Origin of the sequence: Herbaspirillum sp. BH-1, assembly GCF_002870055.1 — a bacterium.
GTDB classification, from domain to species: Bacteria; Pseudomonadota; Gammaproteobacteria; order Burkholderiales; family Burkholderiaceae_D; genus Herbaspirillum; species Herbaspirillum frisingense.
On the sequence record NZ_PKOI01000001.1, the window covers coordinates 345,669 to 358,738 of the forward strand.

Below are 13,070 nucleotides of genomic sequence, written 5' to 3' on the forward strand. Positions count from 1 at the left end.
TTACACTCGCAGCCTGCGGCGGTGCATCAGGACTGCCGGGATAGATTCACGAGGCCGGCTGGCGCCATGCCAGGCCGGTGAAGTATGGGAGTAGCATGATTTTCGTCAAATGGTTTGGCTGGTCGGTCCTCTGGCTGCTGCCGCTGCTGCTGCGCACGGTAGCGCGCGCGCTCGGCCGCAAGTCCATCTTCGGCGGCCGCGGCGCCATCCGCCTTTGGTGTGGCAGCCTGTTGCTGCTGGCCGCCAGCGGCGCGCTGGAAGCGCTGGTGCGCGCACAACTGAGCAACAGTGATGATGACCCCAGCGGCGACCTGGTCGGCGCGGCCCTGATGGAGGCCCTCGGCGGCAAGATCAGCAAGGGCATCGCTGCCGTGGTCTTGCTGGCGTTGCTGGCGCTGGGCCTGAAGTGGTTGCTCGGTGCCATCTTTGGTCGTAACGATGCGCAGAGCCGCGACGATCACCCGGAGCTGGACCTGGGACCGCCGCGACGCGGCAGCATCGAGAGCGAACGCGTACGCCTGAGCAGTCAGCGCAGCAGTTTCCCGGCGGGCGCCGAGCGTCGCACGCCAGCGGTGCGCCCGCCCGTGCCGCCTCGCGCAGCGGCCCATGCATCTGGCCATGCCGCGAACCGCTCGCCGGTGGGTTCGCCCTTCGAACCGCGCCCGCGTCCGGCGCGCCTCACGCCGACCCCCGCCAATGAGCGCCCGCATGAGGGTGCTGCCCGTGACGACTGGAAGGTACCGCTGTCTGCCCTGACCGGCGGCCCGTCGCGCCATGCCCAGGCAGGGCAGGGCGGCCAAGGCGGGCAAGGGGGCAAATGGCCTTCGCTCAGTCCCCGTCCGTCCGGCCCCGCCGCCAAGGCGCGCCCGGAATCCGAATGGGCCGCTTTCGAAACCCTGCGCCCGACCGAAGCCATGCTGGCCCGCGCCGCCGCCAGCCGCGCCATCTCGGCCGCCAGTGCCGCCGCCGACGCCAGCCTCTCGCGGGCGGCCAGTCCGGCGTTACCGATCCGCCCGATTCCGTCCTCGATTGCCCGTTCCGCCAGTGATCAGCAGGCAGCGCCGTCCCCGCTCAATCCGACCCGCAGCATCCGCATCAGCAGCGTAGGCCGTGCCGCGCCGCAGGCCGCAGCGCCGACCGGGCCGACCGGGCCGACACCGCGTGCCGATGTGATCCCGACCCGCCTGATGCGCTCCCTGCACGAGGCCGATGGTCTGCAGGGGCCCACTCCACCGGCCGCACCCATCGTGCCGATGGCGCCGATAGTGTCGATGGTGCCACCTTCACCACTGCCTTCCGCGCTGCAGGAGCCACTCATCCCCGACCTGCCGACCGCGCCCGAGTTGCCGCTGGCGGGGGCAAGCTGGGCGCCGGCCGAACCTGCGCAAGCGCCCGTCCTGCCCGTCTCGGAGCCGGAAGCACTCCTGCCCGCAGAAGACGAACCGATCGACCTCGGCACCTTCAACGCGCCCTGGTTCGACATGCTGCCCGATCCGGCAGCGCCAGCATCGCCGGCGTCCCGGCAGCCGGCCTTCACCGTGCGCATACCCGAACCGCAGCCGGCCGTGGCCACGCCGGTGGCCAGGGTCTATCCCGAGCACGAGGACGAGCCCCGGGTGGATATCCCGCTGCCCTCGCTGGACCTGCTGGACGAAGTCCCCGAGTCGCGCATCGAGATCGATCCCGAGCAACTGCAGGAAACCGGCCGCCTGATCGAACAGCGTCTCAAGGAATTCAAGGTCCCCGTGACCGTGCTGGGCGCCGAAGCCGGCCCGGTGATCACCCGCTTCGAAGTGGAACCGGCGCAAGGCGTGCGCGGCGCCCAGGTGGTGAACCTGATGAAGGACCTGTCGCGCGCCCTGGGGCTGACTTCCATCCGGGTGGTCGAGACCATCCCCGGCAAGACCTGCATGGGCCTGGAACTGCCCAATGCGCGCCGGCAGATGATCAAGCTCTCCGAGATCATCCATTCCCAGGCCTACCGCAAGTCGTCGTCCCACCTCACCATTGCCATGGGCAAGGACATCACCGGCACGCCCGTGGTGACCGACCTGGCGCGGGCCCCGCACATGCTGGTGGCCGGTACCACCGGCTCGGGCAAGTCGGTGGCCATCAATGCCATGATCCTCTCGCTGCTCTACAAGGCCACGCCCGAGGAAGTGCGCATGATCATGATCGACCCCAAGATGCTGGAGCTGTCCATCTATGAAGGCATCCCGCACCTCCTGGCGCCGGTGGTGACCGACATGCGCGAGGCCGCCCATGCCCTGAACTGGGCGGTGGACGAGATGGAGCGCCGCTACAAGAAGATGTCCAAGCTGGGCGTGCGCAACCTGGCCGGCTACAACCAGAAGCTTGACGAAGCCGCCGCCCGTGGCGAGAAGATCCCCAATCCCTTCAGCCTCACGCCGGACGCTCCGGAACCGCTGGAAAAGCTGCCCACCATCGTGATCGTCATCGACGAACTGGCCGACCTGATGATGGTGGTCGGCAAGAAGGTCGAAGAGCTGATCGCCCGCCTGGCACAGAAGGCGCGGGCGGCCGGCATCCACCTGATCCTGGCCACCCAGCGTCCTTCGGTGGACGTGATCACCGGCCTGATCAAGGCCAACATCCCGACCCGCGTGGCCTTCCAGGTGTCTTCCAAGATCGACTCGCGCACCGTGCTGGACCAGATGGGGGCGGAATCCCTGCTGGGCCACGGCGACATGCTGTTCCTGCCGCCGGGCTCGGGCTACCCGCAGCGCGTGCACGGCGCCTTCGTGTCCGACGAAGAGGTGCACCGCGTGGTGGAATACCTGAAGTCCTTTGGCGAGCCGCGTTATATCGAGGAAATCCTGGCCCCGCCGATGTCCGAGGACACGGCCCAGGCCGACATGTTCGCCGGTGGCGAGGGTGGCGATCCGGAGTCCGATCCGCTCTACGACGAGGCCGTGGCCTTCGTGCTCAAGACACGGCGCGCCTCGATCTCGTCGGTGCAGCGGCAATTGCGCATCGGCTACAACCGCGCGGCGCGGCTGGTGGAACAGATGGAGACAGCCGGCGTGCTCTCGGCCATGTCGCGCAACGGCAGCCGCGACATCCTGGTGCCGCCCTCGGGCGGCGAGGAATAGAGACAACGGCATCGGTGCCAGCGCCAGCGCGAATATCCGGCTGCACAAGACAAAACGGCGAACCCTTGCAGGTTCGCCGTTTTGCTTGAACGCCGTCTCAGGCGATCAGTGCATCAGAGCGCCAGCCCTCAGATATCCAGCTGGGTCACCAGCTTGGTATTGATGTAGGCCTCAATGGCTTCGGTACCGCCTTCGGAACCATAGCCGCTGTCCTTGACGCCGCCGAAGGGCAGTTCCGGGAAGGCCAGGCCCAGGTGGTTGATGGTCAGCATGCCGCTTTCCACGCGGGCGGCCAGAGCGTGCTTGGTCTGTGCCGACTTGGCGAAGGCATAGGCCGCCAGGCCGAAGGGCAGGCGATTGGCTTCGGCGATGACTTCATCGAGGGTCTCGAAGGAGTTGATCAGTGCCAGCGGACCGAAGGGCTCTTCATTCATCACGCGTGCGCTCAGCGGCACGTTGGTCAGCACGGTGGGCTGGAAGAAGTACCCCTTGTCACCGATGCGCTTGCCACCGGTGCGCAGTTGCGCGCCGTTGGAGACGGCATCGTCGATCAGCGCTTCCAGTGCGGGGATGCGGCGCTTGTTGGCCACCGGACCCATGTTCACGCCAGCTTCCAGGCCATTGCCGACCTTCAGTTGTTCGGCATAGGTGACGAACTTGTCGACGAAGGCGTTGAACACGCCCTTCTGCACCAGGAAGCGGGTCGGCGACACGCATACCTGACCGGCATTGCGGAACTTGGACGTCGCCAGGGTCTTGGCGGCCAGGTCCACATCCACGTCATCGAACACCATGGCCGGCGCGTGGCCGCCCAGTTCCATCGTGGCGCGCTTCATGTGCTGGCCGGCCAGCGCCGCCAGTTGCTTGCCCACCGGAGTGGAACCGGTGAAGGAAATCTTGCGGATCACCGGATGCGGGATCAGGTATTCCGAAATCTCCGCCGGCACGCCATAGACCAGGTTGATGACGCCGGCCGGCACGCCTGCATCGGCGTAGGCACGGATCAGTTCAGCCGGCGAAGCCGGGGTCTCTTCCGGGGCCTTGACGATGATGGAACAGCCTGCCGCCAATGCGGCCGACAGCTTGCGCACCACCTGGTTGATCGGGAAGTTCCAGGGCGTGAAGGCGGCCACCGGCCCGACCGGCTCCTTGATCACCATCTGGTAGGCACCCGGGGTGCGGGCCGGTACCAGGCGACCGTAGGTGCGGCGGGCTTCTTCGGCGAACCAGTCGATGGTGTCGGCCGCACCCAGGGTTTCCATCTTGGCTTCGGCCAGCGGCTTGCCTTGTTCCTGGGTCATCAGGCGCGCGATCTCCTCGACGCGCTCACGCAGCAGGTCGGCTGCCTTGCGCATGATCTTGGAGCGATCGAAGGCGGACATGTTGCGCCAGATCTCGAAGCCCTTTTTGGCGGCCTCCAGGGCGCGGTCCAGGTCGGCGCGGTCAGCGTGGGCGATCTTGCCGATCACTTCCTCGGTGGCCGGGTTGACGACATCGATGGTGCGACCGGAAGCGCTGGCGGTCCATTCGCCGTTGATGAAAAGCTGTACGTCCTTATACATGGGCAATCCTCGTTCGTCAGGTTGGGGGAAGGGCCGGCGCTGCCCGGTTCGGGCCAGCGGGCCGGAACCGGTGGCACGCGCTGCGGCCAGGGGAGAATTCAGACAGACCGGATGCTGCCGATCTGGTTCATGCGCGATCTTGCCGACGAGGGCAATGGCCGCTGCACGAAAGACTGTCTTTATACCATGCGCCCTGTTTTCGCGTCGCCTGCCGGCTCGCCGACAGCGGCTTCCTACAAGGCCGGACGGGCCGACAAGGCGAAGGAACATTACTTCACGCGCATCGGTCACAATGGCATAACAATATGCCCAGCCGAGGTCCCCATGAGCAGCTCTCCCGCCCCATTGCATCCGGCCCGCCATGCTGCCGCCGCTCCCGCTGACGATTCCCCTGAGGCGATGCCCTCCAGCGATGCCAGTCAGCACGCCGATGGGGCAACCCGCGCCATTGTTTCTGGCAGGCAGAGCCCAGCGGCCGGCGCCACCGGTGGCGTCATCGCCGGTGCATTGCTGAGTGCCGGCCTGGGAATCTGGCTGGGTCGCAAGCGGCGCCAGCGCCGCACGTCGGTGACACCAACGCCAACGCATGCCACCCGCGCCGCGCCGCCGGCCGCGACCACGCGGCGTGCCACTGGCGCGCACGCTGCTCATGACGCCATTCCGCAAGGCCTGGAGCAGGCCTTGCGCCTGGTGACCCTGGCTACGCCATTGATCGCCGCCTGGCGCAAGGGATCGGCGCGCGCCAGCGCGGCCAGGGCCCAAGCCAAGGCCAAGGCGGACGAGGCCTTGCCGCCGGATGCGCCAGCCCGCATGGACATCGTCAAGGCACGTCTGGAACCGGCGCCGTCGGACTATCTGGACCCGGCCGCCGAGGTCAAGATGATCAAGGGCGGCACGCGGCCACAGCAGGCCTGGCAGATGACGGTGGCCGCCATCAATGCGTGGCTGGATGACTTTGCCCCCAGCATGGGGGCGGCGATCGCCTACTACACCATCTTTTCCATTGCCCCCATGCTGGTCATCGCCATCGCCGTGGCCGGCATGCTGTTCGGTCACGATGCGGCGCAAGGCGAGATCGTCAACCAGATCCGCGATATCGTCGGCACCGAAGGGGCCTTTGCCATCCAGGGCCTGCTCAAGTCGGTCAGCCAGCCCCGCGAGGGCATGATCGCTGCCGGCATTTCAGTGGTGACCCTGGTCATCGGTGCCACGGCGGTGTTTTCCGAACTGCAGAGCGCGCTGGACCGTATCTGGCGCATCCCCGCCGTCAAGCGCAAGAGCGGGGTATGGCAATTGGCCCGCACCCGTCTGCTGTCGTTCGGGCTGATCCTGGGGCTGGGCTTCCTGCTGATCATCTCGCTGGTGGTCAGTGCTGCGCTGGCGGCGCTGGGGCGCTGGTGGGGTGGCTGGTTCGAGGGCTGGCAACTGATGCTGCAATTGCTCAACTTCGTGCTGTCCTTCGTGGTGTTCTCCACGCTCTTTTCGATGATCTACAAGTTCATGCCGCGGGTCACCTTGTCCTGGCGCGATGTCTGGATCGGCGCGGTCGCCACCACGGTGCTCTTCATCATCGGCAAATACCTGATCGGCCTGTACCTGGGCAGCACCGGCATGACCTCCGGCTTTGGTGCGGCCGGTTCGTTTGCGCTGCTGCTGCTGTGGATCTACTACTCGGCGCAGATCTTCCTGCTGGGCGCCGAGTTCACCTGGATCTACGCCAACAATTTCGGCTCACGTGCGCGCCGGCAAAAGCTGGTCAGTACCATCGAAGATCATCATGTGAGCCTGGAGCAGGCTCAGCAGGTGGTGCGCGGCAACGACAAGCCGCGCTGAGGGGACAGCGCCAGTGCCGGGCATTCCTCCACGGCCCACTGGCGCAGGGTGTCGCCGAAACCGCCACGGGCCTTGCTCTGCGGCCGGGTGCTGGTGCTCACACGGGGACGGGCACTCCAGGCGATATGGGCGCCCATGGCCTGGAGTGCCTGGACCAGCGCCACATCTTCATGGCAGGACAAGGGTGGGAAGCCACCCGCCTGCCGATAGGCCCGCGCACAGACGCCGAAGTTGGCACCGTGGATGTGGCGATGATCATCGCGATCCAGGTAGTCACGGGCGAAGCGGTGCCGCACTTCCGGCGGATGGCCGCGCCAGTCATCGGGCATCACGGTGCCGCAGACGGCATCGGCCTGTAGCCCCAGCTGCGCCACCAGCCAGTCCGGGGCAACTAGCGTGTCCGCGTCGGTAAAGGCCAGCCAGCGTGCTCCCTGGGCCAGCAGTTGATCGGCGCCCAGCGCGCGTGCCACGCCAACCTTGCGCGCCTGTATCGGCAGCACGCTCACCGGATGGCGGCGGGCAATGCTCTCGGAGCCATCGCTGCAGGCATCCAGCACCACCACGATGCGCACTTCCTCGCCCCGCAGATCGTCATGCGCGGCGGCCTCGCGCACCGCTTGCAGGCAGCGCTCCAGCAGGGCTTCTTCATCGTGGGCGGGAATGACGATGCCTATCATGACGTGCTCCTCTCCTCGTTGTTCTTACCGTCCGATCAATGAGATCAATGCGTCGGACGGATTCAGGTCTTGCGCCACAGGTCGACCAGGATGTCTTCGTCTTCGTAGCAGGCCTGGCGTTTGAGCCGCGCATGGGCGTCGATCAACTGGTGCATGGGACGGGTGGCGAGCAGCCGGTCATCGAAATCCTTCTTCCAGTGGCAGGCCAGCAGATGGCCGCCGCGTGCCAGGCTGCCTGCGGCGAGCGCGGAAATCTCGGCCATCTGCGGCGCATCGAAGTAATAGCAGAGCTCGGAAAACAGGATCAGCTCGAACTCCGGCATGTCCTGCGCCGGTGCCGGCCACTGCTCGGGCAAGGCCTGCCGACGCACGTGGACATGCGGTAGATGCGCGGTCTTGTCGCGGGTGATGCGCACCGCGTCCTCGCAGAAATCGGACGCCACCAGATGCCCGCAACGTTCGGCCAGCTGCAAGGTCAGTTCGCCACTGCCGCAACCCGGTTCGAAGATGGCCGTGCAGTGCTGGCGCGGCAGCATCGCCGCGACGATGGCGCGCTTGCGTTGCTCGTACCAGCTGGTTTTGGTGTTCCAGGGATCGGCACTGGCCGCATACAACTGGTCGAAGTGTCCGCTGTCGCCGCTCCTCATAGGAAGAACACCTCGTAGGGCCGCACGAAGTGCGCCAGTACGCCGGCCGGCAGCACCGGATCGCGCTCGCCGTCGCGACCGATCTGGCTGTGGTAGCAACGCAGGGCGCGGCGCTTGCGCAGGGCGGTGTCGGCATCGAAGCCCAGCTTGTGCGCCCGGCCCCAGGGGAAGTCGCCCGACAGCGGCTGCGCCCAGTGCCAGCCCCAGATCGGGACTTCGACCAGCTTGCAGCCCAGTTCATGTTCCAGCTCGGCAGCGATCTCGCCCACCGTCTCATGGTCGGGATGACCATCCAGGCGCCACGGGGCAAAGACGATATCCGTGTGGCGCAGCTGCGCGATCAGCCAGGCTTTCAATTCCAGCCGGTGCTGGCGGATCTGGCCATCCGGTATGCGGGCGCGCAGGATCTGGGCCTGCCCCGCGCCCAGACATTCCAGCGCGGCCATGCTCTCGGCCGGCCGCAGCAGCGGCAGCCGCTGCGCCAGGGGCGACGAATCGGGATGGCTGCGCTCACCATCGCTGACGGCCACCACCGCGATTTCCCGCATCATGCCCGCCAGCTGCGCGATCAGACCGCCGCAGCCCAGCGTTTCATCATCCGGATGCGGTGCCAGGATCACCGCCCGCGAGCGGGGTGGCACCAGCTTGCACAGTTCGATCTCGGGCAGCGCATGCAGACGCTGGCAGGATTGCCAGACCTCTTCGGCAGTGCCGTGGACGACATCGATATGGCGTGCGTGGTGTGCGGCGGCGCTGCGCCTTACGGGTGCAGGGGTATTCACAATAAGCATGGGGCGGACTCCTCTTGCAGGCAGGATGTGGCCAGGGCGGCCAGGTCGCGTTCGGCATGGCTCTGGCGCAGCCACACAGGCAGGTCGGCCAGCAGGCGCGCACTGCGCCGCTGGCCACAATAAGGATGGGGGCCCAGCGCAGCGCCCAGGTCGCTGATGATCTGCGTGCAGGCGCGTTCGACGATGAGGCGGGACCGCAAGGCATGACGCATGGCGTTCTCGCCCGGGAAGGCATCGATGCGCGTCGCGCTTTCGCGCAGCGTGGCCGCCGAGGTGGACAGCGCGCATTCGGCACTGCCCAGGCGTGCCAGGGCATGCGGGTCGGCACGTTGCGCCAGTTGCTCGCGCAGCAGCGCCACCAGCGTCGCCGCCGCACCATGCCAGCAGGCCGCAATGCCGATGCCACCCTGCCAGAAGCCGGGGCGGTCCAGATAGAAACCGGGCCCGCCCACCCGTTGGGCGCTGGCATTGTGCAGACGCAGGCGCGCGGTGCGCGTGGCGGACATGCCCACGGCCGCCCAGTTGTCCTCGATGATCTCGACCCCGCGCTGTCCCAGTTCCAGCGCCAGCAGCCAGGTCTGACCGGCGTCGTCGCGATGGCTCAGCAGCGCGTGCGTGACCGAGGCGGCGCCGGAGCACCAGGGCTTTTCTCCTTCCAGCAGGACATGGTCTTCCGCTGCCGGCGTGTGCATGCCGAGGCTGCCGGGACGCCCCTGGGCGCACCAGACACCCCAGATGGAACGTGCCGGGCGCGCGTGTCCGGCTTCTGCCAGGATGGCCAGTGCATCGGTATGGGCTTCGTAGAGCTTGGCTAGCGACAGATCATGCGCGGCCACCGCTGCCAATGCCTGCCAGCGCGCCAGCGTTTCACCGTGGCCGGGCAGGGGGAGGCGATCCAGTCCCGCCGTCACCAGCTGGCGCAGCAGCCGCGCATCCAACGCGGCCACTTGTTCGTGCGCACAAGCAGCCAGGGCGGGTGCGATGAATTGTTCCAGCTGCGCCGGCAGGGAAGGGCAATCGAGTAGATCAGCGAGGGCAGGGCGATTCATGATGACCGGGCCGGGTGCAAGGGTTCAGGGGATTCAGGCAGCCCGGGACGGGCCGCAATGGTACCCAGTATGCGTGTCGCGGTGCCGGGCCGATGTCGGCGTGCGGCTGTGTTTGTCGTAGGACTTCATTAGGCCCGGGCAGGACCGGACCGTTTCTGTAGGAATCGTGCGCGCTGTAAATCCGTGCATCACCTACAGCCAAACCGGCCGGCAAATTTCATCATTGCCGTTATCCACGCAGCACCCATGCAAGCCAGCGCAACAGACACCCGTGCCAAGACCCGTGCCAAGACTGCTTTCACTACTTTCGCACGCAACGCTCAGAGAGGCGATATGAAAACCAAGGACATTCCCGAAGACGCCAGATTCGATGAATACAACAATGCCGCCGGTGGCTGGGGCTCCGTCAAGGCCCTGGGCGCCATCCTGCAGCAGGAACATGTGATCGCCACCGGCACCCGCATCCTGATGAAGCAGAACAAGCCCGACGGCTTCGCCTGCGTCAGCTGTTCCTGGGCCAAGCCGGCCGACCCGCACCTGTTCGAGTTCTGCGAGAACGGCGCCAAGGCCACCGCCTGGGAAATCACCGGCAAGCGCGCCACCCCGGCGTTCTTCGCAAGCCACACGGTGAGCGAGATGGAAAGCTGGAACGACCTCGAACTCGAATCCACCGGCCGCGTCACCGAGCCCATGAAATACGACCCGGCCAGTGACCGCTATCTGCCTGTCACCTGGTCAGAGGCATTCGACGACATCGCCGCCCGGCTGCGCGCGATGGATCCGAAGAAGGTGGTGTTCTATGCCTCCGGCCGGGCGTCGCTGGAGACCTCCTACCTGTACCAGCTGATGGCCCGCATGTATGGCTGCAACAACCTGCCCGACAGCTCCAACATGTGCCACGAATCCACTTCCGTGGCCTTGCCGCAGACCATCGGCGTGCCGGTCGGCACCGTCAGGCTGGAAGACTTCGAGCACACCGACTGCATCCTCTTCTTCGGCCACAACACCGGCACCAACGCCCCGCGCATGCTGCATCCGCTGGAAGAGGTGCGCAAGCGCGGGGTCCCCGTGATCACCTTCAACCCCTTGCGCGAGCGCGGTCTGGAGCGCTTCGTCAATCCGCAATCGCCCAAGGAAATGATCACGCCTGCGCATACCGACATCAGTTCGCAATACGTGCAGATCCGCATAGGTGGCGATACGGCGGCCGTGGTGGGCATGGCCAAGCGCATCCTGGAGCGCGATGACCGGGCCCAGGCCGAAGGTTTGCCGCGCCTCTTGGACCAGGCATTCATCGATGAGCACACCAGTGGCTTCGACGAATTCGCGGCCGCCGCCCGGGCTGCGTCGTGGAGCGAGATCGAGCGGCATGCCGGCGTGTCGCGCGCCGAACTGGAACTGGCCGCCGACACCTATGCCGGCGCCGGGCGGGCCATGCTCATGTATGGCATGGGCGTGACCCAGCACCGGGAAGCGGTGCGCACCATCCACATGCTGACCAATCTCTTGCTCATGCGCGGCAACATCGGCAAGCCCGGCGCCGGCATCTGCCCCATCCGTGGCCATTCCAACGTGCAGGGGCAGCGCACCGTCGGCATCACGGAAAAACCGGAGATGGTTCCCAATGACAAATTGCGCGCGCTGTATCACTTCGAGCCACCGATGGAGAAGGGGCTCAACACGGTCGAAGCCTGCGAGAAGATCCGCGATGGCGAGCTGTCGGCCTTCTTCATGCTGGGTGGTAATTTCGTGCGCGCCATCCCCGACCATGGCGTCATGGAGCCGGCCTGGCGCAACCTCCCCCTGACCGTACAGGTGGTGACGCACTTCAACCGCTCTTGCGTGATCCACGGCAAGACGGCCTACCTGCTGCCCTGCCTGGGCCGCATCGAGATCGACCGCCAGCGCGGCGGTGAGCAGGCCGTGGCGGTGGAAGACAGCACCGGCTGCATGCACGGTTCACGCGGGCGCGTCGAACCGGCCTCGCCGCATCTGCTTTCGGAACCGGCCATCATCGCCGAGCTGGCCAAGCGGCTATTGCCCTTCAACCCGCAGGTGGACTGGGATGGCTGGGTGGGCGACTATGCGCGCATCCGCGACGCCATCGAAGCCACCTATCCCGACATCTTCCGCGACTTCAACGGCCGCATGTGGACCCCAGGCGGCTTCCCGCGCCCGCTGGCGGCGCGTGAACGACAATGGAAGACGCCCAACGGCCGCGCCAACTTCAAGACCTTCGACAGCTTCGAGCCCGACCCCGACATGCCCGCCGATGCCCCTGGCGTGCTGCGCCTGATGACCACCCGTGGCGACAGCCAGTTCAACACCACCGTCTATTCGCTGGATGATCGCTTCCGTGGTGTCTGGGGGACCCGCCGCGTGCTGCTGTTGAACCTGCGCGACATGCAGGCCCAGGGCCTGGTGCCGGGTGATTTCGTCACGGCCGAGACGGTCTCCGACGACGGCGTAGAGCGTCGCGTGGATCACCTGCGGGTGGAGCCTTTCGATATCCCCGTCGGTTGCGTGATGGGTTACTTCCCCGAACTGAACCGCCTCATTCCGCTGTTCCACCATGCGCGCGGCAGCAAGGTGCCGGCGGCCAAGTCGATTCCGGTGCGCTTGATTGCGGAGGTGAGTGAGCCGGTGTTGTCCTAGCTGCCCCGCGACATTATTCGAGACCAGTCCGGTTGATCGAGGGATGTGCTGGCGGGGAGCGAGAGAAGCAGGCAAGCTGCGCCTTCGGCTCTGGAAATAAGTCCAAGTCTAATAAATTCTGCATTTACTAATAATTCGACTTATAATAAAAACGCATGAACTCGATTCAGTGGCATCCACGGGCGATCAAGCAGCTCCTGAAAATCAACCGACCCGATCAGGTGAGGATCAAGGATGCCGCCGCAGGTTTGGCACTGATGCCTTATTGCCAGCAGGTGAAGGCGCTGACTCACCACCGTTCGCAATATCGACTCCGGGTTGGCCACTATCGGATTTTCTTCAACTTTGACGGAAATGTCCGTATTGTTTCCATTGAGGAAGTGAGCAAGCGCGATGAACGCACCTACTAACATCCAGATCATCCACGGGCAGGACGGAAAGCCGGCCTTCGTCGTCATTCCTTATGCCGACTACCTCAAGGAGCATCCGTCCCAGGATGAGCAGTATGTTCCACATGAAGTGGTGGCGATGATGGTGGAGCATCAATGGACGCCCATCCGCAGCTGGCGCGAACATCTGAAGCTGACGCAGCACGAAGTGGCTGACCGTCTTGGTATTTCACAGTCGGCCTATGCGCAGCAGGAGAGCAGCATCAGGCTACGTCCGAGTTCTTTGGAAAAGATTGCCGTGGCATTGGGCGTCAGCCTTGAGCAGCTGGATTTCTGAGGCCCGGTTCGTCCTTA

10 protein-coding genes are annotated in these 13,070 nt (G+C 65.8%); 5 read left to right on the forward strand and 5 right to left on the reverse strand.

Annotated features, from left to right (window positions below):
• The first annotated feature begins 95 nt into the window (after window positions 1–95).
• Window positions 96–3,113, forward strand: a complete 3,018-nt coding sequence (locus tag HBH1_RS25180) for a DNA translocase FtsK (RefSeq protein ID WP_199181508.1) — start codon at window positions 96–98, stop codon at window positions 3,111–3,113.
• Between the two features lie 128 nt (window positions 3,114–3,241).
• On the opposite strand, the gene HBH1_RS01565 is transcribed toward HBH1_RS25180, so the two are convergent.
• Complete coding sequence (locus tag HBH1_RS01565; RefSeq protein ID WP_102661316.1) at window positions 3,242–4,675, reverse strand: NAD-dependent succinate-semialdehyde dehydrogenase; 1,434 nt, start codon at window positions 4,673–4,675, stop codon at window positions 3,242–3,244.
• A 324-nt stretch (window positions 4,676–4,999) separates the two neighbouring features.
• Here HBH1_RS01565 and HBH1_RS25325 point away from each other — a divergent pair, with 324 nt between their 5' ends.
• Window positions 5,000–6,508, forward strand: coding sequence for a YihY/virulence factor BrkB family protein (locus HBH1_RS25325; RefSeq protein WP_233207488.1), 1,509 nt, complete (start codon window positions 5,000–5,002; stop codon window positions 6,506–6,508).
• Here HBH1_RS25325 and HBH1_RS01575 read toward each other — a convergent pair.
• The 4 genes from HBH1_RS01575 to HBH1_RS01590 form a co-directional block, all read right to left on the reverse strand.
• A complete protein-coding gene (locus tag HBH1_RS01575; protein WP_102661317.1) occupies window positions 6,472–7,185 on the reverse strand; it encodes a glycosyltransferase family 2 protein in 714 nt (237 codons plus the stop codon). The two genes, HBH1_RS25325 and HBH1_RS01575, sit on opposite strands and share 37 nt — an antisense overlap.
• Window positions 7,186–7,247: 62 nt before the next feature.
• Entirely contained in the window at window positions 7,248–7,832 is a 585-nt protein-coding gene (locus tag HBH1_RS01580) for a class I SAM-dependent methyltransferase (protein WP_102661318.1), read from the reverse strand.
• The gene (locus HBH1_RS01585; protein WP_166758225.1) at window positions 7,829–8,623 is read right to left on the reverse strand and encodes a PIG-L deacetylase family protein; all 795 of its coding nucleotides are present in this window, start codon (window positions 8,621–8,623) and stop codon (window positions 7,829–7,831) included. The genes HBH1_RS01580 and HBH1_RS01585 overlap by 4 nt, the downstream gene beginning before the upstream one ends.
• The gene (locus HBH1_RS01590) at window positions 8,611–9,672 is read right to left on the reverse strand and encodes an acyl-CoA/acyl-ACP dehydrogenase (protein WP_102661320.1); all 1,062 of its coding nucleotides are present in this window, start codon (window positions 9,670–9,672) and stop codon (window positions 8,611–8,613) included. Before HBH1_RS01590 ends, HBH1_RS01585 begins: the two co-directional genes overlap by 13 nt.
• A 333-nt stretch (window positions 9,673–10,005) precedes the next feature.
• Between HBH1_RS01590 and HBH1_RS01595 the strand changes: the two genes are divergently transcribed.
• The 3 genes from HBH1_RS01595 to HBH1_RS01605 all read left to right on the forward strand — a co-directional run bounded on the left by HBH1_RS01595 (window position 10,006) and on the right by HBH1_RS01605 (window position 13,053).
• Window positions 10,006–12,327 carry an FdhF/YdeP family oxidoreductase gene (locus tag HBH1_RS01595; protein ID WP_102661321.1) on the forward strand — a complete coding sequence of 774 codons (2,322 nt, stop codon included), beginning with the start codon at window positions 10,006–10,008 and terminating at the stop codon, window positions 12,325–12,327.
• A gap of 155 nt (window positions 12,328–12,482) precedes the next feature.
• A complete protein-coding gene (locus tag HBH1_RS01600; RefSeq protein ID WP_102661322.1) occupies window positions 12,483–12,737 on the forward strand; it encodes a type II toxin-antitoxin system RelE family toxin in 255 nt (84 codons plus the stop codon).
• Complete coding sequence (locus tag HBH1_RS01605) at window positions 12,721–13,053, forward strand: helix-turn-helix domain-containing protein (RefSeq protein ID WP_102661323.1); 333 nt, start codon at window positions 12,721–12,723, stop codon at window positions 13,051–13,053. Before HBH1_RS01600 ends, HBH1_RS01605 begins: the two co-directional genes overlap by 17 nt.
• The last annotated feature ends 17 nt before the right edge of the window (window positions 13,054–13,070 follow it).

Bases quoted from the DNA above. Each gene is read 5' to 3' on its own strand.
- HBH1_RS25180 (WP_199181508.1), top strand. From the start codon at position 96: ATGATTTTCGTCAAATGGTTTGGCTGGTCGGTCCTCTGGCTGCTGCCG.
- HBH1_RS01565 (WP_102661316.1), bottom strand. From the start codon at position 4,675: ATGTATAAGGACGTACAGCTTTTCATCAACGGCGAATGGACCGCCAGC.
- HBH1_RS25325 (WP_233207488.1), top strand. From the start codon at position 5,000: ATGAGCAGCTCTCCCGCCCCATTGCATCCGGCCCGCCATGCTGCCGCC.
- HBH1_RS01575 (WP_102661317.1), bottom strand. From the start codon at position 7,185: ATGATAGGCATCGTCATTCCCGCCCACGATGAAGAAGCCCTGCTGGAG.
- HBH1_RS01580 (WP_102661318.1), bottom strand. From the start codon at position 7,832: ATGAGGAGCGGCGACAGCGGACACTTCGACCAGTTGTATGCGGCCAGT.
- HBH1_RS01585 (WP_166758225.1), bottom strand. From the start codon at position 8,623: ATGCTTATTGTGAATACCCCTGCACCCGTAAGGCGCAGCGCCGCCGCA.
- HBH1_RS01590 (WP_102661320.1), bottom strand. From the start codon at position 9,672: ATGAATCGCCCTGCCCTCGCTGATCTACTCGATTGCCCTTCCCTGCCG.
- HBH1_RS01595 (WP_102661321.1), top strand. From the start codon at position 10,006: ATGAAAACCAAGGACATTCCCGAAGACGCCAGATTCGATGAATACAAC.
- HBH1_RS01600 (WP_102661322.1), top strand. From the start codon at position 12,483: ATGAACTCGATTCAGTGGCATCCACGGGCGATCAAGCAGCTCCTGAAA.
- HBH1_RS01605 (WP_102661323.1), top strand. From the start codon at position 12,721: ATGAACGCACCTACTAACATCCAGATCATCCACGGGCAGGACGGAAAG.